Raw genomic sequence first — 18585 nt, 5'->3', positions numbered from 1 at the left:
TTGTGTTGCCTGTTGCCTGTTGCCTGCCCCTGGAGGCCAGCCGCGCCCGAGTTCCAGTTACCGGGCGCCTGAACGCAATGCGCCCGATTGTCGGCGGATCTGAGTCTCAGCGCGCTCGTCACCTGATCCGAGCGACCAGCCCGGTGACATGGCGGCAAACATGGCGGCCCAGCCCATCATCATGCTGACCTCGTAGCGCCCCAGCACTTCTTCGTTGGAACGCAACTCATAGCCTTTGACGCACACCGCAGGGATGAGACCCAGCGACAGCACGTACAGCAAGGGCTCGTGACATTGAAAGCCACGACCTTCAATGTGGGACGCCCGGTCCGGGACCACCTTGAGTGCGGGTGCCACTCCGGTTTTCAGAGCCTTTCCCGGCTTGCCTGCAGGCGCTGAAGACTTCACCGGTGCACTGGCCTGTGGCCCGACCGCTTCAACCTTGTAGGCTGCGCACCCACCGAGCGTGAGGGTAGCGGTCACCGCCGTCAGAACCAGCGCATGGGACGCTCTTGCACTGCTTGCCAAACCCACTGTCATTCAGTCATCTCCACCCAGCACACCGCCGAGCATGGTGCCACCGAGAATGCCGCCGACCAGGCCACCCTGCTCGCCGCCACGACCTCCGCCACCTTGCATGCGGGGTGCCGCAGCAAAGATGCGCGAGGCAAGTCGCGAGAAGGGCAAGGATTGCAGCCAGACGGTACCCGGGCCGCGCAGCACGGCGAAGAACAGGCCTTCGCCGCCAAACAGCGCCGTTTTCACGCCACCGACAAACTGGATGTCGAAATCGACATCGGGCGTGTAGGCCACCACGCAGCCCGTGTCCACTCGCAAAACCTCACCTGGCTGCAACTGCCGCTGGATGACGGTGCCGCCTGAGTGGGCAAAAGCCAGACCATTGCCTTCGAGCTTTTGCATGATGAAGCCTTCGCCGCCAAAGAAGCCGGTGCCGATCTTCTTCTGAAACGCGATGCCCAGGGCCACACCTTTGGCAGCGCAAAGAAACGCATCTCGCTGGCAAATCATGGTGCCGCCGTACTTCGACAGATCGAACGGAATGATCTTGCCGGTGTAGGGCGCGGCAAACGCAACCTTTTTCTTGCCCTGGCCTTCATTGGTGTAAACCGTGGTGAACAGCGACTCACCTGTGATCAGCCGCTTGCCGGCCCCCAGCAGCTTGCCAAAGACGCCCCCTTGCTGCGCAGATCCGTCACCAAAGACCGTCTCCATCTGGATGCCGTCTTCCATGTACATCATGGAACCAGCTTCGCCCACGGCGGCCTCTCCCGGGTCGAGTTCGATTTCGACGAACTGCATGTCGTCGCCGTGCAAATAGAAGTCCACTTCGTCCATGGCCATGATGTCCTGACTCCAGCTGTTGGTTGTTCAATGGGGGGATCTCAAGCCAGACAGCATATCCCATGCTCACAAGGCGCCGTCGCGAGGCAAAAAAACGGGCGCCTTGGAGGGCGCCCGTTTGCTCGATCAAGGCGAGTGAGCGTCAGGCTCAGGGTGTGACGCCACAGGCCATGCGTGCGCCACCGCCACCCAGGGCCGCGGGATGATCCGAATGGTTGTCGCCACCGGCGTGAATCATCAAGGATCGACCTTTGAGGTCAGCCAGCTTCAGGCGAGGCGCCAGAACAGGCTGCGTGGCAGACCCGTCGGCAGTCACAAACAGCGGTGGCAGATCGCCAAGGTGCCCCTTGCCCCAAGGTGTCCCATGCGCCTTGGCATTGTCCGGGTCGAAATGGCCGCCTGCCGCCCCGCCTGGCACGGTTTTTCCTTCCTTTTCGGCTGGGCCGCAATCGGGGTTCTGGTGCACATGGAAGCCGTGCAGGCCCGGCGTGAGCCCTGTGAGTTGAGGGGTGAACACCACGCCGTATTCGGTCTCCTCTGCGGTGACGGCTCCTGCGTCCTTGGTGGCGCCTTTTGCGTCCAGCAGCTTCATGGGCACGCTGACCTGTGCCATGGCGGCAGTGCACAGAACGGACAGGGCGAAGGTGGCAATCAATGGCTTGCAGTTCATGATAGGCAACTCCTGATAGGGGGAAGAGGAAATTCACGCAGCCACCGGGGCTGTGCAAGGGACGCCACCTTAGCGGTTGCGGTGCGCCCGGATTCGCGGATTTCCCTCTGTTTGGGAGATGACAGATCTGTGCTGAAACAAATGAAGGTTGAGCGCCTTGGCGCGAAGCGCCGCCAGCAATGCCTTACAGGGCCATTGGCCCTTCTGGCTCTGTAAGCCGGCTTTACACGATGTTGCCAGGCTCTGGCCACGAATCAGGGGCTGAAGCAACCCTTGATGCAATGACTGAAACTCCACAGGAGCCAGCTGCTGCATCAAACGGCAGCATCAACTCGCAGGTGAAAGCGGTGCACCACCCTACGGGAGGCGTCAGTCGGTTTTCTTTGCCGGCGGCTCGTCCGGCAGCACACAGCCCTCGGCGACCTGCAGCTGATTGTCCTTGGCAAAGTTCATGACGAACTCCCAGGCCATGGGTTCTTCTTCGCGCAGATCAGTGTGGACGATGACCACTTTCACACCATTCATGACGGTGGGAATGCACCAGGGCGAGTACTGGATGTGGTGGTGACCATGGCGGGCAAGGCTGCCGCCCGGGCGAAACTGGCTCATCACCCCCGCCAAGCGCTCGGCCCAGTCGCTGGGACGAAAACGTCGACCGTCCAGGGTGACACCCTGGATGAAGACTTGCTTGCTGGTGGGGCTGGTGGCCATGTTGGTGGGAGGTTGGATCCTGAAGATAACTCACAGACGCGCGTTTGACGCGCCTGTGAGATTGGAAACGCCTGTTCTGTCGGGGTGCTGACGAACAAGCCACTCACTCATTGTCCAGCGCTCCACACAACAGCTCAAGGATCGCTTGAATTTCATTTTGTGAAACATGCATCCGGACAATGAGAATTATATCTTATATAAGACTTGAGAGGCAAAAGGCCCCGATCCTTGCCGGCAGGCTCTGGACGGGCAGCACCCGGCGCATGGCTGTGATGATCAATTGGCAACAACACAATGCCTCGCATGCCTCTAGAATCGGCATTCAACGGCTCAACTTTCGTTGAGCCGCTTTGTTTTTTGCCGTTCCACCCGGACCAGACCGGTCTTGCCTGACGACTGCACGGAGTTTCTGAACATGAGTGCCAATGCTGCCCCTACCATCCCGACGTCCCCGCACGTGATGAACACGTACGGTCGACTGCCGATTGCCATGAGCCATGGCAAAGGCTGCCGCATGTGGGACGTGGACGGAAAGGAATACCTGGACGGTCTGGCGGGCATCGCGGTCAACACCCTGGGACACGCTCATCCGAAGCTGGTCAAGGCATTGCAGGAGCAAGTGGGCCAGTTGATCCACTGCTGCAACTACTACCACGTGCCTGGCCAGGAAGCCTTGGCACAGATGCTGGTGGAGCGCTCTGGCATGACCAACGTGTTCTTCTGCAGCACTGGCCTGGAGGCCAATGAGGCAGCTTTGAAAATGGCACGCAAGTACGGCCATGACAAAGGCATTGCCAAGCCCAAGATCGTGGTCTACGAAAAGGCTTTCCATGGCCGATCCATCGCCACGCTGAGCGCCACCGGCAACCCCAAGATCCAGGCAGGTTTCGGCCCATTGGTGGAGGGCTTCATCCGCGTGCCGGTGAACGACATCGAAGCCTTGCGCACCGCAACCGAGAACGACCCGGACGTGGTGGCCGTGTTTTTCGAGACCATCCAGGGCGAAGGTGGCATCAACCCGATGCGTGTCGAATATCTGCAGCAGGTTCGCGCCATGTGCGACGCCAAGGACTGGTTGCTCATGATCGACGAAGTGCAGTGCGGTATGGGCCGCACCGGCAAATGGTTTGCCCACCAGTGGGCCGGCATCACGCCAGACGTGATGCCGCTGGCCAAAGGCCTGGGCTCCGGCGTGCCGATCGGCGCCGTCGTGGCAGGCCCCAAGGCAGCCAACATCTTCCAGCCGGGCAACCACGGCACCACGTTTGGCGGCAACCCGCTGGCCATGCGCGCCGGCGTGGCCACCATCAAGATCATGGAGGAAGAAGGCCTGCTGGAGAACGCCGCCAAGATGGGCGAGCTGCTGCTCACGCAGCTGAACACCCGACTGATGAACACCAAGGGCGTGAAAGAGGTGCGCGGCCAGGGCTTGATGATCGGCATTGAACTGGACCGCCCCTGTGGCGTGCTTGCGCAACGCGCTGCGCAAGCCGGTTTGCTGCTCTCCGTTACGGCAGATTCCGTGATTCGTCTCGTGCCTCCGCTGGTCATCAGCGGCGCGGAAGCCGACGAGATCATTGGCATTCTGGTGCCGCTGATCGAAGCTTTCCTGGCTGAGTAAACAAGGCCAGCGCGCCCTGACCCACCCAGTCAGTTGTCCACCCCATTTCCGTCAGACATCACTCTGTCCGTTCCCATGAGCATCCGTCACTATCTGCAATTCAAGGACCTCACAGCCGACGAGACCGGCTACCTCTTCCAGCGTGCGGCTTTCATCAAGCAAAAGTTCAAGGCCGTCGAGAAGTACCAGCCTTTCGCCGACCCTGACCGGACACTGGCCCTGATCTTCGAGAAGGCCAGCACCCGCACCCGCGTGAGCTTCGAGGCCGGCATGTACCAGATGGGCGGCTCTGTCGTGCACCTGACCACAGGCGACAGCCAGCTCGGCCGCGCCGAGCCCATCGAAGACAGCGCACGCGTGATCAGCCGCATGGTCGACCTGGTGATGATCCGAACCTACGAGCAGACCAAGATCGAGCGCTTCGCCGAGTTTTCTCGCGTGCCCGTCATCAACGGTCTGACCAACGAATTCCACCCCTGCCAGATCCTGGCCGACCTGTTCACCATGGTGGAGCACCGCCCCGCCGCCTCGGGCAACCCGCTCGACGCGATCAAAGGCAAGGTCGTGACCTGGGTGGGCGACGGCAACAACATGGCCAACACCTGGCTGCAGGCAGCCGAAATGCTCGACTTCACCGTGCACGTGAGCACGCCCAGTGGCTACGAAGTCGATGCCAAGCTCGCCGGCATTGGCGACAAGAGCTGCTTCAAGGTCTTCAAAGACCCGAAGGAAGCCTGCAAAGGCGCCGACCTGGTCACCACCGACGTGTGGACCAGCATGGGCTACGAGGCCGAAAACGAAGCCCGCCGCAAGGCCTTCGCCGACTGGTGCGTTGATGAAGACATGATGGCCGTGGCCAAGCCTGACGCGCTGTTCATGCACTGCCTGCCCGCCCACCGCGGCGAAGAAGTCACCTCCGAAGTCATCGACGGCCCCCAATCCGTCGTCTGGGACGAAGCAGAAAACAGAATGCATGTGCAAAAGGCGCTCATGGAGCTCCTTTTGCTCGGACGCTTGGCGTAAAGCGCCAAGTGGCCGGCTGCGAAGCGGCGCAGGCTGTTTCGGCGCAGGCTCACTTTGCGCAGCAAAGTTAAGCGCAGCGGCCGTCGCCAACATTGAAGATGCCGCGTCAACATGACCCCGAACAGTCCAACGCTCGAACAAGTGCTGCCGCAATGGGATTTCGCCGAAACCCACTCGCTGCAGGTGCCAGACTTGTCACCTGAAACCATTGCACCGCACATCGACCCGGCTTTGCGTGCGCCGGACCGCTGGTTTGCGTTGGCCATCGGCTTGAGGGAGCTGCCGGGGCGCATCGCCCGACGTCTGGGCCATGCGTCTGTTGCCCTTCCGAATGAGCCCTTCGGCCTGCACAGCTTCACGCGTTTGACGCCCGATCAGGACGCCTTGCCTGAGCGGCTGTATGGACTGGCAGGCAAATTCTGGAGGCTCGACTATGGCCTGCTCGATGTGGCCAACCTCGACGCCTACATGGCCATTACCGATCAACCCAAGCTCGCTCTGGACGTGCGAGCCATTCCTGACCGGCAGGGAGGGACGCGGCTGGAAACCCGCACCCGAATCCATTGCCCCACGCCTGAGTCCAAGCGCCAGTTCACCCCCTACTGGTATCTCATTCGGCCAGTCAGTGGCGGGATTCGACGCCGCATGTTGGGCAAGATTGTGGCGGCCGCGAGACTGGCACAAACAAGTTGATCCAGCCAGCCTGAGATCCCGGCATAATCTCGCCACCCAGCGCCAGCACTGCCGCCGTTCCTGCTCTCGTATACATGAACAGCACACGCAGCCCGCAGCGCCAACCGATGTGAGGACGTGAGCACTTCGGTTTCACTCGGCTTCAGCCGGGTGCACACACCACTCGCGTATCGGATTTTCTTCCCTTCCGGTCTTCGTCGTCTTCTTTGTTGCCTTTTATTCGGACTTGCCGTGAGCCAATGTCAAGCCTGTGGTGCGTGCTGCGCCAGCTTTCGGGTGGATTTCTCCATCCATGAGTCGCAAGACCATGGGGGGCGCGTGCCTGCCGGGCTGGCCACCGAACTGACAGATACCCTCTGCCGCTTGCGCGGAACCGACCACAACCCGCCCCGCTGCACCGCCTTGTACGGCGCCATCGGCGACAAGGTGAGCTGCGGCATTTACGAATGGCGCCCGAACCCTTGTCAAGAGTTTGCGGAGGGCAGTGACGCTTGCGCGCAAGCACGGCGACGCCATGGTCTGCTGCCAGTGGACGTGGTGCCGGTATGACGCAAGCGCCTACCCTGCCCGCCTGCCTGACCTGCGGCGCTTGCTGCCAGAGTTATCGGGTGGAGTTCTCGGTTTACGAACTGGATGTGATGGGCGGCACGGTGCCCGAGGCCATGACCGAAGTGGTCAATGGCAGCACCTGCCGCATGAAGGGCACGGGAGAGGTGCCGATACGCTGCGAGGCCCTGGCAGGCAATGTGGGCGAACTGGTGACCTGCACGATTTACGAAAACCGATCACGCCCGTGCGCGGAGTTGCAAGAAGGCACCTACGGTTGCAACAAGGCGCGGGTGCGACATGGGCTGATGCCGTTGGGGGAATGGCTGGGGGTTTAGTTGGAGTCACCCCCTGCGGCGCTTTGCGCCTCCGCACCCCCGCCAGAGGCGGGGGCTCTTCGGGCACGTCCAGACATGCGCAGGCATGTCTGGAGCCGCGGCCCTCAGCCCCTATCTCTCGCCATCGGCGGGAGGGGGACGCTCCCTTGGACCGGCGGAGCCGGATCTTCGGGAGCCTGGGGGTTGGAGTGACCTGTTCTCGTGATGGATTTGGTTAGACTCGTTCGACCTTATGAACGCATTGATTGAAGCCACTCATCTCGCCACGCCTGGTTCTGACGCCAGCCGCATTTTTCATGGCCGTGGAGGCCTTTATCCTGGTTGTGAAGACTGGACGCTGGATTGGTACAGCCCTGTGTGGGTGGTGACCAAGTTCGGCGAGTCGACCGAGGAAGAAGTTCAGGCGATCGGTGATGCGCTGGCCTTGCGTTGGGCCAGCATTGGCAACGGTCAGCCTTTGAACTGGGTGTTCCAGCGCCGCAAACCGGATGGCCCGGTGAGCCGGCCGGTGACCGAGTTGATGGCCGGCAGCGTGCCCGAGCCACACGTGGTGACGGAGAACGGCGCGCAATACCGCGTGAACGTGCTGGCGGGCCAGAACCGGGGGCTGTTTCTGGACATGGCCGAAGGGCGGCGTTGGGTACGCGAGAACGCCAGGCATGGTCAGGTGCTCAATCTGTTTGCCTACACCTGCGCGTTTTCTGTGGCGGCCCTTCAAGGCGACGCGGCCGAGGTGATCAACCTGGACATGGCTTCTGGCCCCATGGCCACGGGCCGGGACAACCACCGGCTGAACTTTGCTGGGACACCGCTGGAGCGCAGAGCCAAGTTTCTGGTGCACGACCTGTTCAAGTCCTGGGGCAAGCTCAAGCGCATGGGCCCTTACGACTTGATCATCATGGACCCGCCGAGCTACCAGAAGGGCAGCTTCGTTGCGAACAAAGACTACGCGCGTCTGGTGCGCCGCCTGCCCGAGCTGCTGTTGCCGGGCGGCAAAGCACTGCTGTGCCTGAACGCACCGGAGATTCCGGAGTCATTTCTGCACGACTTGCTGCGCACAGAGGCGCCCACGATGGTGGTTGAAGAACGCTTATCCAACCCGCCAGCCTTCGCCGACGTGTCGAACGACCGGGCGCTGAAAGTGATCGTCGCGACGCTGCCCGCGTGACGTACTGGCGCCTGGCTGGCATCAGGCGCAAAAAGTGGGCAGGCGTTGGAAATAACCGACACCACACCCGCAAACGCGGTGATAACTTTGCCGCCCATGGACCAGTCGTCGCGTCAGATCTTTGACATTTCGCCACCGGTGCAGCACGGCTCCCCCGTGTTTCCCGGCGACACGCCCTATTCGCAGGAATGGGTGGCGAGCCTCGGCCCGGGCTGCCCCGTCAACGTGAGCGCCGTGACACTGTCGCCGCATGTGGGCGCGCATGCCGACGCGCCTTTGCACTACGACCCCGAAGGACAAGCCATTGGTCAGGTGCCTCTGGAACCGTTCATCGGGCACTGCCGCGTGATCCATGCGATTGGCTGTGGGCCCCTGATCCGGGTGGAACACCTGTCGCATGCCATGACAACCGATTCGCCGCAGGGCCGCTCCCGAGGCGAATCAGCCCCCTCGGGGGGCAGCGACCCGCACAGCGGCGGAGCGCGGGGGCCTACAGACTTGCCGCAGGGCCGCTCCCGAGGCGAATCAGCCCCCTCGGGGGGCAGCGACCCGCGCAGCGGCGGAGCGTGGGGGCCACTTCCACCCCGAATTCTGGTGCGCGTCTACGAGCGCATGCCGCAAGACCGGTTTGACGAAGCGCTCCCCGCGTTCGCCCCGGAAACGGTCACATGGCTGGCCGATCAGGGTGTGATCCTCATTGGCATCGACACCGCCAGCATCGACCCGGCGAACAGCAAGACGCTGGACAGCCATCAGGTGATTCGCCAACGTGGCATGCGCGTGCTCGAGAACCTGGTGCTCGACGACGTGCCTGAGGGCGACTTCGAGCTCATTGCCTTGCCGCTCAAGCTGATGCAGGCCGACGCCAGCCCCGTTCGCGCCATTCTCCGGCCGTTTTAGGCCACGGCCCCAACGTCGCCGGCAACACCGCCGGCGAATGCCGAACGCTCATGCACGACACATGGGTGCTGCTCGACCGCACTTTGCTTCTTCACACAGCCGTTTTGGCCATCTCACTCTTCACTCCATCGGTCGGTCCGATAACAAAGTCATGAGCACCTTCTCCGCCGCCCCCTCCAACGCCACGTCGCCAACGCCTTTGTCCCGCCAGGCCTGCGAGGCCATGGACGCCAAAGACCCTTTGCGCTCGCTGCGCGACTTGTTCATCCTGCCGCCCGGCGTCATCTATCTGGATGGCAACTCGCTGGGTGTGATGCCTGCGTCCGCTCCCGCCCGCGTGGCCGAAGTGGTAACGCAGGAATGGGGAACCGATTTGATCAAGAGCTGGAACACCGCCAGCTGGTTTGACCTGCCGGGCCGTGTTGGCGACAAGATCGCCAAAGTGATCGGCGCACAGCCCGGAGAAGTGGTGGCCACCGACAGCACTTCCGTCAACCTGTTCAAGGTGTTGAGTGCGGCACTGACCCTGGTGCGTTCAGATACCTCCACGCCGGATGCGACTTCTCCTCGCACCCGCATCGTCAGTGAGCGCAGCAACTTCCCGACGGACCTCTACATTGCCGAGGGCCTTTGCCGCCAGCATGGCTTCGAGCTGGTGTTGATAGAGCCTGAAGAACTCAACGACGCGCTGACCGACGACGTTGCCGTGCTCATGCTCACCCACGTGAACTACCGCACCGGCGCCATGCACGACATGGCGGCCACCACAGCAGCAGCCCATGCCAAAGGCATTCTGGTGGTGTGGGACCTGGCGCACAGCGCAGGGGCAGTGCCGGTGGACCTCCATGCAGCGGAAGCCGACTTCGCGGTCGGTTGTGGCTACAAGTACCTCAATGGCGGCCCGGGAGCGCCGGCCTTCGTGTGGGTGCATCCGCAGCACGTCGACCGCTTCTGGCAACCCCTCTCGGGGTGGTGGGGCCATGCTGCGCCCTTTGCTTTCACGCCCGACTACCAGCCCGCCGCCGGCATCACCCGCTATCAGTGCGGTACCCAGCCCATCATCAGCCTGTCTGCTCTGGAATGCGGCATCGACACCGTCCTGGCGGCGGAACCACTGGGCGGCATGGAGGCCTTGCGCAGCAAGTCACTGTCCCTGACCGACCTGTTCATCAGCTTGGTAGAAGAGCGCTGTGGAGGTCACGGGCTCGCACTGGTGACACCGCGCGAACATGCCCGGCGCGGCTCGCAAGTGTGTCTGTCGCGTGGAGCGAGCGAGGGCGTGACCGGCGCTTATGCCATCGTGCAGGCCCTGATCGCCCGAGGCGTGATTGGCGACTTCCGCGCTGGTGATGGCAGCCGCCACCCAGACATCCTTCGCTTCGGGTTCACACCGCTGTACCTGGGATATGCCGACGTTTGGGATGCGGTGGAGCATCTCAAACAAGTGCTGGATGGCAAAGAGTGGAAGCGGCCTGACTTCAACAAGACGCAAGCAGTCACTTGAGCACGTCTTGCCTCAAGCCGTACCCGGACTGACAGACAACACCACCCCATGATTTCGCGGAAGGACGCCTCATGACCTGCCCCTACCATGACGACGCTTCGTCAACACCATCGTCGACCACCACACCATCCGCCACAGAAGCCATCGTCCACGACGAAAAGGCGCAGCTCGATTTCAGCGGCGACATGAGCTACGGCGACTACCTGCAGCTCGACACCATCCTGAGCGCCCAAAAGCCTCTTTCGCCCGACCACAATGAGATGCTGTTCATCGTGCAGCACCAGACGAGCGAGTTGTGGATGAAGCTGGCATTGCAGGAATTGCTGGCGGCCAAGCAGAACATTGCCAACGATGCATTGCCTGAGGCATTCAAGATGCTGGCGCGTGTGAGCAAGATCATGGAGCAGCTTGTACATGCGTGGGACGTGCTGGCCACCATGACGCCACCCGAGTACAGCGCCATTCGCCCCTACCTGGGGCACTCGAGTGGATTCCAGAGCTACCAGTACCGCTGCATCGAGTTCGCCATGGGCAACAAGAACGCAGCGATGCTCAAGCCCCACGAACACCGCGCCGATTTGCTGGCGATGGTCAAGGCCGCTCACGAAGCACCATCGTTGTATGACGAGGCCTTGAGGCTGATGGCGCGACGTGGCATTGAGGTGCCACAAACCCATTTGGAGCGAGACTGGACCAAGCCCTATGAAGCCAGCGAAGGCGTGGAGCAGGCGTGGCTGCAGGTCTACCGCAACCCTTCCGCTCATTGGGATCTGTATCAGCTGGGCGAAGAGTTGACCGATCTGGAGGACGCCTTCCGCCTCTGGCGCTTCCGGCACCTGACCACCGTGGAACGCGTCATCGGCTTCAAGCGTGGTACCGGCGGCACCGGCGGCGTGAGCTATCTGCGCAAGATGCTCGACGTGGTGCTGTTCCCGGAAATCTGGAGCCTGCGCACCCAGTTGTGAGTCAGTGGCAAGAGCTGCCTGCAGACGTACCACCGGCTGACTGGGCCGACGGGCGTCTCGCAGCGGCCGCACTGCAACCATTGCAACTGCCGCAGGCGCTGCCACTCGTGCTGCCACCTGAACGCGCGGAAGCTTTGAATGACTTCACGCTAACCATGGCGGCCCGAACCACATAGGCCAGTGCCAACAGCACCACCACCAAAACGATGACTTCCTGCCAGTTCATGCAACACTTCCCGTCAATGCCAACGTGATTCGATAAGTCGCCCACGCAGCCAGGTAGGCCAGTGCAAACAAGTAGGCTGCCATGATGCCAGCGTAGCGCCATTGCCCCGTCTCGCGCTTGACGGCCGCCAGGGTGGCCACGCACTGCGGCGCGTACACAAACCACACCATCAAAGCCAGCGCCGTCGCCAGCGACCATTCCTTGCCGATGACGGGCTCGAGCGCAGTGGCAACTTCATCACCCTGAGCCGAAAGGGCATACACCGTGCCCAGGGCCGCCACCACTACCTCACGAGCGGCCATGGCGGGAATCAGGGCGACGACAATGCGCCAGTCAAACCCCAGAGGCTGGAACAGCGGCTGCAACACATGACCCAGCATGCCTGCGAACGAATACTCGATGGCCGCGCCGGTGGCCCCGTCCGGCGGTGCTGGGTAGCTGGAGAGGAACCACAACACGATCATGAGCGAGAGAATGATGGAGCCCACACGGCGCATGAAGATGGCCGCCCGCTCCCACAGTCCCCGCGCCACGTTCCAGACGCTGGGCAGCCGGTAGGTGGGAAGCTCCATGATGAGTGGCGTGGCCGACGCCTTGCCATCGCGCCGCGACGCCACCCACGCGACGAGCATGGCGCTGACAATGCCCGCGGCAAAGAGCGCAAACAGCACCAGGCCTTGCAGATTGAAGATGCCGCCCACTGTGCGCTGCGAAATGAAGGCTGCAATGAGCAAGGCGTATACCGGCAGACGAGCCGAGCAAGTCATCAATGGCGCCACCATGATGGTGAGCCAGCGGTCGCGCCAATGGCTGATGGTGCGCGTGGCCATGATGCCGGGTACCGCGCAGGCAAAGCTGGAGAGCAAGGGAATGAAGGAGCGCCCTGACAAGCCCACGCTGCTCATGAGCTTGTCCATCAAGAACGCGGCACGCGGCAGGTAGCCGGAATCTTCCAGCAGGAAGATGAAGAGAAACAGAATCAGGATCTGCGGCAAGAAAACCAGCACACCACCGACGCCGGCAATCACACCGTCGACCAGCAGGCTGCGCAAGGGGCCATCGCTCATGTGGGTGCCCAGCCACTCGCCCAGCGACGCCACACTCTCGTCAATGAGATCCATGGGCCAGGCGGCCCACGCAAACACGGCCTGAAACACCAGCATCAACACCGCGGAGAGCAACACATAGCCCCACACGGGATGCAGCACCCAGCGGTCCAGCCGGTCGCTCATGGTCCAGCGCTGACCGCGACCAGATACAGTGGCATCCAGAATGGAATGCACTTGCTCGTTCAATCGAACCGGATCGATGACGGCTTGAATCGGGCTGGCTTTGGCGGCGGGCGGCAGGCCTTGGGCCAGCACGTTGTCCAGCGTCTGGAGCACTGCATTCGCACCATCGCGGTGGATGCCGACCGCCGATGTGACGGGCATGCCCAGCATGGAGGCCAGAGAACCCACTTCGATGCGAATCCCCTGCTCTTCGGCCACATCGAACATGTTGAGCACCAGGACCATGGGCAGGCCCTGCGTCTTGGCTTCGAGCACCAGGCGCAGGTTCAGGTGCAAATGGGTGGCATCCACCACACACACGAGCAAATCCGGCCTGGATTCAGTCGACCTGTGACCTGCAATCACATCACGCGTGATGGACTCGTCCTCCGACATGGGCTCCAGGCTGTACGTGCCGGGCAAATCGAGAATCTGCGCCTTGACGCCATTGGGGGTTGTCAACCACCCTTCTTTGCGCTCAACCGTCACGCCAGCATAGTTCGCCACCTTCTGACGCGTGCCAGTCAGCAAATTGAACAGTGCCGTCTTGCCGCAATTGGGATTGCCGAGCAATGCCAGTCGCGGCATGGCGATGTCTGCGCTCATGATGGATCAGAACCGGGTCAGGATTGGGAGAGAACCTGCACCAGCACCAGCGCTGCTTCGTCGTCGCGCAATGCAAAGGTGGAGTCAGCCACGCGCACAGCCACTGGACTGCGCTTGAACCAGCCGCGAGACACCACGCGAACACGCTCTCCTGGCAGGAAGCCCAACTCGGCCAGACGTCGCTGACGGCGAACATCTTCAGCATTGCTCGGGGCCGCATAACCCAGAATCACAGATTCCGTGTGCACATCAATGTTGTTGAGCGCAACACTTGCGCCAGCAGAAACTCGCGCTGTCTCAGGTATGGCACTGTCTTTTTCAGCAGGCATGGTGCAGACCGTGAAGCCAGCCACCGTTTGGGCAATGTGAGCGTCCATGGTCGTGCTCAGTCAACTCGTCCTGTAGAAAATGATGCGGAAATCTACCACGATTGCGACTAATTCGCATTTGACGGACATCAAAAAAAGCTGCTCAATGAGCAATTCGTCGAGGCTCGGGCGGCCCTTGGTAGAGCCACGGCACGTCCATCAGCTTCTCACCCAGCGCACTCATGGCCAGGTTCCGTCCCCAGCGCAGTAATCCGCCTGCATGAAAGATAGTGCCGTTTCGGGCAGAGCGCGCCTGGACACGCGCATTCCGTGCCCACCGTGTCTGGGCATATGCTTTCATCAAAACCGGCCAGTCCGGCGTCTTCGCGCCCGTATGCACCATACGACCGAGCGTCCAGGCATCTTCCAGCGCCATGGCTGCGCCTTGCGCCAGGTAGGGGCGCAAGGGGTGGGCAGCGTCGCCCAACAAGGCCACTGGCCCTTCGGCGTGCTCTGCAGCACTCGCCACCGGCGCACGGTCGTGCAAAGCCCACAACTGCCAGTGCTGGACAGCGTCAATCACATCAAGCAGGTCCTTGTGGGCTGGCTTGAGCGCTCGCAGCAAATCCACCGCTCTGGCTTCGTGCGACCAGTTCCGCGGGTCACCGTCTGGCTCGAGGCCGTGACCTTTGCCCAACTCGCCTTCAATCACGGCCACCACGTTGAACACATTGCCACTGCGCACCGGGTAATGCACAACATGCAGCCGCTCGCCAAACCAGGCGGTCACACGAGGCGCACGCAAACGCTCCGGTAGTGCAGCAGCCGGCACGGTTCCCCGATACGCGAGGTGGCCGGAGAAACGGGGAGGCGCCTTGCCCAGCATCTGCCCACGCACGGCACTCCACAAGCCGTCAGCGCCCACCAGCGCTGCGCCCTCGCGGCAACGCTCCTCGTGTTGGGTGTGCACGCAGACGCCGCCCGACCCGGTGAGTTCATAACCGGTGATGCGCTGGCCCAGATGAAGGGTCGCCTCACGCCAGCCTGCGACAGCTTCGGTCAGGAGCGCCAGCAGATCGACCCTGTGAATGCAGGCATAGGGTTGCCGGTACAGGCGTCGCGTGCGCTCGCCGAGCGGCAAAACCCCCAGCATGCCGCCACCTGCCGAGTCGCGAACCTGAAGCGCTTCAGGAAAAGCTGCCACCGCCCGCAAGGCATCGCCCAGGCCCCAGTCTTCCAGCACCCGAACCGCATTGGGCCCCAACTGGATACCCGCGCCCACCTCCGACAACTCGGGGGCTTGTTCAAACAGGTGTACTTCGACGCCCTGACGTGCCAGCGACAAAGCGGCGGCCATGCCACCGATACCACCGCCTGCAATGAGGACAGGTGCCTCTGCAGAAGCGGCAACAGGGGCGAAAGGCTTGGCAGCGGTCTGAACAGTCATGCCGCTGATTGTGCCCTTTCAAGCCGGCAAGGGCTTGACCCAGGTCATGCCAGGCCGGCGCAGCTCAGGCCAGGCGGTTATGCCACCACATGGACAGCGCCGCGGCCATGAGCATGAGCATGGCACCGAGCAGTGCCAGCACGGCCGACACCTCGGTTTCCTTGGTCTCCACTGTCAGCCGGGTGCCGAGCGACTCGTAGACCTGCCGCAGGTTGTCGGCCGTCCCTGCATGGAAGTACTCGCCGCGGGTCGCATCAGACATCTGTTTGAGGCTGTCTTCATCCAGCCGCACACGCATGGTCCAGCCGTCAAACCCGATGACTTCGCCCTCCACCGTCCCCACGCCTACTGTGTAGACCCGGACACCCCTCTCCGCAGCCATCTCTGCCGCTGCCTCCGTGTCGAAGCCGGTGGTGCGCTGACCATCCGTGAGCAAGATAATCGCTGCTGAACCGTACGACCCTGGCTCCACAGGCGTGTGCGGCTTGGCCAGGGTTTCTGCTTCACGATCCGCATCACGCGAGCTCTGCAAAGGGTCCTCGATGCCGGCGGCCTGAAAGCTGAGCTGCCCCAGATCAATGCCGTGATCAGGGAACAGTTCGGCCAGCGCCACCACCAGTGCACTGCCAGTGGCGGTGGCGCGTTGCAACTGGAACTTGTCAATTGCAGCGTACAGGTCCTGCCTTCGCAGTGTGGCCGGCTGTACCACCTGCGCCGTACCGGCAAAAGCCACAATGCCAACCTTGACATAAGGCGGCAGCCCTTTGATGAAGGACTTGGCAGCCTCTTGCGAGGCCTCGAGCCGGCTGGGCTTGACGTCTGTCGCCCGCATGCTGCCCGACACATCCATGGCCAGGATGATGGTCTGGTCGCGCGTGGGCAAAGTGAGCATGGCCACCGGACGAGCAGCCGCCAGCAGCAAGGACACCAAGGCGAGCAGCATCAGAACAGGCGGCACGTGGCGTCGCCATTGCACCCGCCCTGCCATGGCCTGCCGAACCAGGCTGAGGCTGGCGAACTGAACCGCCATCTTGCGGCGACGGCGCAGTATCCAGACGTATGACAACATCACCACCGGCAACAGCAGGAGACTCCACAACAGTTCCGGCCAGATGAACTGCACCGGCCAATCTGCCATTGTCATGCCTGCGCTCCTTTCATCATCGCTTGCCTGTTCGGCATTTGCCGCGCACCCACGCGTTGGCGCTGCTGCCTCAGGCGCAGGTAGCGCAGCACGGACGCCTGCAAGTCATCGTCCGTGCTCAATTCCAGACTGTCCACACCTGCCCTGGCCATCTCGGCCCGCAGACGCGATTCACGCTGCTCGGCCAAAACGGCATAGCGCTGCCGGAACACCGGATCATGGGTATCGACATCGACGCATTCGCCTGTCTCCGCATCCTGCAGGCTGATCAGTCCCAGTACCGGCAAGGATTGCTCCAACGGGTCCATGACTCGAACAGCCAGCGCATCGTGACGCATGGCCAGGCGGAGCAAAGGCGATGACCACCCCTCTTCGCTGAAAAAATCAGAGACCACAATGACAGCGCTGCGCTGGCGGATGAGCTTCTCTGCCGACCGCAGCAGGCTATCGAGCCGGGTTTGTGCAGGTGACTTCTGATTGGCAACGGACATGGCTTGCAGCAAACGCAACACTTGCTTTCTGCCACCCGCGGGTGGCAGATATTCCAGGTTGGGCTGCCCGGCAGCGGCGCTCTCCCCTCGATACACCACCGCACCCACGCGGTGCCCACGAAGGTTGAACAATCGCGCCAGGACACCGACCAGATCCGCTGCGACCCGATGTTTGCCTTTGTGTCCCGATCCAAAAGCCAGCGATGCCGTTGCGTCGATCAAAAACCAGACCGCCACATCCCGCTCTTCGGCAAACACCCTCACATGCGGTTGCTGCATGCGTGCAGTCACGTTCCAGTCAATGTGGCGCACATCATCGTGCGGCTGGTAGGCACGCAGATCCACCAGATCCAGTCCCCGGCCACGCTGAAGACTGCGGTGCTCACCTTGCCACCAGCCCTGCAATGGTCGAAGCGCCTGCCATTCGAGTCGCCGCAGCCACGCGTCCGGAGACTCGACATCGCCAGCCCGGCCTGCCGCCATCGACGAAGCATCATCGTTGGCCGGTTGCCTGCGTGCTGAAAACCATTGCCAGATACCGGACTTCATTCGCGCCACCAATTCCTTTCAGCTCAGGCAGCCTTTTGCTGCTCTGGCGAAAGTACCTTGGCAGGAGGCAGCACGGCACCCATGATCCGCTCCACGACGGCATCGGTATCCACGCCTTCAGCCAGCGCTTCGTACGACAGAATCAGCCGATGACGAAACACATCAGGCACCAGATCCACCATGTCCTCCGGGAGCACATAACCCCGGCCACGAATGAGCGCCATCGCCCTTGAAGCTTCCACCAGTGAAATGGTCGCCCGCGGGCTGACGCCATAGGCGAGTTGCGAGGCAAGGTCCGCCAGACCGTGACGTTGCGGATCGCGCGTGGCAGACACCAGCCCCACCGCGTAGTGAACCAGCGAAGGGTCAACGTAGACACCTTTGCAAAGCGCCTGCAAGGCGGCAAGCTCTTCGGTCGTGGCCGCTTCCCGTGGTGCCGAAGCAGGCCCTGTCACCCGCTCGACAATGGCGTACTCCTCCTCGTCCGTGGGGTACCCCATCACCACCTTCATCATGAAACGGTCCACCTGGGCCTCGGGCAGTGGGTATGTGCCTTCGGTCTCGATCGGGTTCTGCGTGGCCATGACCAGAAAAGGGTCAGGCACTTTGTGCGTCTCTCCAGCAATGGTGACCTGCCGCTCCTGCATCACTTCCAGCAGGGCGCTCTGAACCTTGGCCGGCGCGCGGTTGATTTCGTCAGCCAGCACCAGGTTGGCAAACACCGGCCCGAGCGAGGTACTGAAGTCCCCGCTCTTCTGGTTGTAAAGGCGCGTACCCACCAGATCAGCCGGCACCAGGTCTGGCGTGAACTGGATGCGGCGAAACCGCCCCTGCACCACTTGTGCCAGTGTCTTGACCGTCAGGGTCTTGGCCAGACCGGGGACCCCTTCAACCAGCAAATGGCCCTGCGCAACAAGCGCGACCATCACCCGTTCCAGGAACCGGTCCTGACCCACCACCACGCGCTTGACTTCATACAAGATTTGCTCGACCAGTTGTCCCGATTGATGATGTCCTGTATCGCTCATGCATCGTCTCCTGT

The 18585-nt window shown here is 62.2% G+C and carries 20 protein-coding genes; 9 read left to right on the top strand and 11 right to left on the bottom strand.

What is annotated here, in order from left to right; genetic code table 11:
* Positions 1-57: 57 nt before the first annotated feature.
* The 4 genes from ABWV89_RS08560 to ABWV89_RS08545 form a co-directional block, all read right to left on the bottom strand.
* A complete protein-coding gene (locus ABWV89_RS08560) occupies positions 58-540 on the bottom strand; it encodes a hypothetical protein (protein WP_353395827.1) in 483 nt (160 codons plus the stop codon).
* Entirely contained in the window at positions 541-1362 is an 822-nt protein-coding gene (locus ABWV89_RS08555; RefSeq protein ID WP_353395826.1) for a TIGR00266 family protein, read from the bottom strand. It lies immediately after the preceding gene.
* A 148-nt stretch (positions 1363-1510) separates the two neighbouring features.
* Positions 1511-2032 (bottom strand): superoxide dismutase [Cu-Zn] SodC, encoded by a 522-nt coding sequence (gene sodC, locus ABWV89_RS08550; RefSeq protein WP_353395825.1) that lies wholly within the window; start codon positions 2030-2032, stop codon positions 1511-1513.
* 369 nt (positions 2033-2401) lie between these two features.
* Positions 2402-2743 carry a DUF3579 domain-containing protein gene (locus tag ABWV89_RS08545; protein WP_353395824.1) on the bottom strand — a complete coding sequence of 114 codons (342 nt, stop codon included), beginning with the start codon at positions 2741-2743 and terminating at the stop codon, positions 2402-2404.
* Between the two features lie 415 nt (positions 2744-3158).
* On the opposite strand from ABWV89_RS08545, the gene ABWV89_RS08540 reads away from it, so the two are divergent.
* The 9 genes from ABWV89_RS08540 (at position 3159) to kynA (ending at position 11501) form a co-directional block, all read left to right on the top strand.
* Positions 3159-4364, top strand: coding sequence for an aspartate aminotransferase family protein (locus ABWV89_RS08540; RefSeq protein WP_353395823.1), 1206 nt, complete (start codon positions 3159-3161; stop codon positions 4362-4364).
* A gap of 75 nt (positions 4365-4439) precedes the next feature.
* Positions 4440-5387, top strand: coding sequence for an ornithine carbamoyltransferase (gene argF, locus ABWV89_RS08535; protein WP_353395822.1), 948 nt, complete (start codon positions 4440-4442; stop codon positions 5385-5387).
* 111 nt (positions 5388-5498) lie between these two features.
* Positions 5499-6080, top strand: a complete 582-nt coding sequence (locus tag ABWV89_RS08530; protein ID WP_353395821.1) for a DUF2867 domain-containing protein — start codon at positions 5499-5501, stop codon at positions 6078-6080.
* Between the two features lie 231 nt (positions 6081-6311).
* The gene (locus ABWV89_RS08525) at positions 6312-6629 is read left to right on the top strand and encodes a YkgJ family cysteine cluster protein (protein WP_353395820.1); all 318 of its coding nucleotides are present in this window, start codon (positions 6312-6314) and stop codon (positions 6627-6629) included.
* Positions 6626-6964, top strand: coding sequence for a YkgJ family cysteine cluster protein (locus tag ABWV89_RS08520; RefSeq protein ID WP_353395819.1), 339 nt, complete (start codon positions 6626-6628; stop codon positions 6962-6964). The genes ABWV89_RS08525 and ABWV89_RS08520 overlap by 4 nt, the downstream gene beginning before the upstream one ends.
* 232 nt (positions 6965-7196) lie before the next feature.
* Positions 7197-8132: a class I SAM-dependent methyltransferase gene (locus tag ABWV89_RS08515; RefSeq protein ID WP_353395818.1), complete on the top strand. Its 936-nt coding sequence runs from the start codon at positions 7197-7199 to the stop codon at positions 8130-8132.
* Positions 8133-8228: 96 nt separating this feature from the next.
* Positions 8229-9032 carry a cyclase family protein gene (locus ABWV89_RS08510; RefSeq protein ID WP_353395817.1) on the top strand — a complete coding sequence of 268 codons (804 nt, stop codon included), beginning with the start codon at positions 8229-8231 and terminating at the stop codon, positions 9030-9032.
* Positions 9033-9255: 223 nt separating this feature from the next.
* Complete coding sequence (gene kynU / locus ABWV89_RS08505) at positions 9256-10536, top strand: kynureninase (protein ID WP_502903183.1); 1281 nt, start codon at positions 9256-9258, stop codon at positions 10534-10536.
* Between the two features lie 71 nt (positions 10537-10607).
* Positions 10608-11501, top strand: a complete 894-nt coding sequence (kynA, locus tag ABWV89_RS08500) for a tryptophan 2,3-dioxygenase (RefSeq protein WP_353395815.1) — start codon at positions 10608-10610, stop codon at positions 11499-11501.
* A 1-nt stretch (position 11502) separates the two neighbouring features.
* Here the strand turns inward: kynA and ABWV89_RS08495 are convergent, their stop codons facing one another.
* From ABWV89_RS08495 to ABWV89_RS08465, 7 genes are all read right to left on the bottom strand, one after another.
* On the bottom strand, positions 11503-11727 hold the full coding sequence (locus ABWV89_RS08495; protein WP_353395814.1) for a hypothetical protein: 225 nt from the start codon (positions 11725-11727) through the stop codon (positions 11503-11505).
* On the bottom strand, positions 11724-13604 hold the full coding sequence (gene feoB / locus ABWV89_RS08490; RefSeq protein ID WP_353395813.1) for a ferrous iron transporter B: 1881 nt from the start codon (positions 13602-13604) through the stop codon (positions 11724-11726). Before feoB ends, ABWV89_RS08495 begins: the two co-directional genes overlap by 4 nt.
* Before the next feature lie 17 nt (positions 13605-13621).
* Positions 13622-13981 carry a FeoA family protein gene (locus tag ABWV89_RS08485; RefSeq protein ID WP_353395812.1) on the bottom strand — a complete coding sequence of 120 codons (360 nt, stop codon included), beginning with the start codon at positions 13979-13981 and terminating at the stop codon, positions 13622-13624.
* A 94-nt stretch (positions 13982-14075) separates the two neighbouring features.
* Entirely contained in the window at positions 14076-15359 is a 1284-nt protein-coding gene (locus tag ABWV89_RS08480) for an FAD-dependent monooxygenase (protein ID WP_353395811.1), read from the bottom strand.
* 64 nt (positions 15360-15423) lie between these two features.
* Complete coding sequence (locus ABWV89_RS08475) at positions 15424-16482, bottom strand: VWA domain-containing protein (protein WP_353396074.1); 1059 nt, start codon at positions 16480-16482, stop codon at positions 15424-15426.
* Positions 16483-16499: 17 nt separating this feature from the next.
* Positions 16500-17543 (bottom strand): DUF58 domain-containing protein, encoded by a 1044-nt coding sequence (locus ABWV89_RS08470; protein WP_353395810.1) that lies wholly within the window; start codon positions 17541-17543, stop codon positions 16500-16502.
* 23 nt (positions 17544-17566) lie between these two features.
* Positions 17567-18571, bottom strand: a complete 1005-nt coding sequence (locus ABWV89_RS08465) for an AAA family ATPase (protein ID WP_353395809.1) — start codon at positions 18569-18571, stop codon at positions 17567-17569.
* Between the last annotated feature and the right edge of the window lie 14 nt (positions 18572-18585).

It is taken from the genome of Hydrogenophaga sp. 5NK40-0174, from assembly GCF_040372165.1.
Classification (GTDB): domain Bacteria; phylum Pseudomonadota; class Gammaproteobacteria; order Burkholderiales; family Burkholderiaceae_C; genus Hydrogenophaga.
This window is presented reverse-complemented; position numbering and strand designations above follow the sequence as displayed.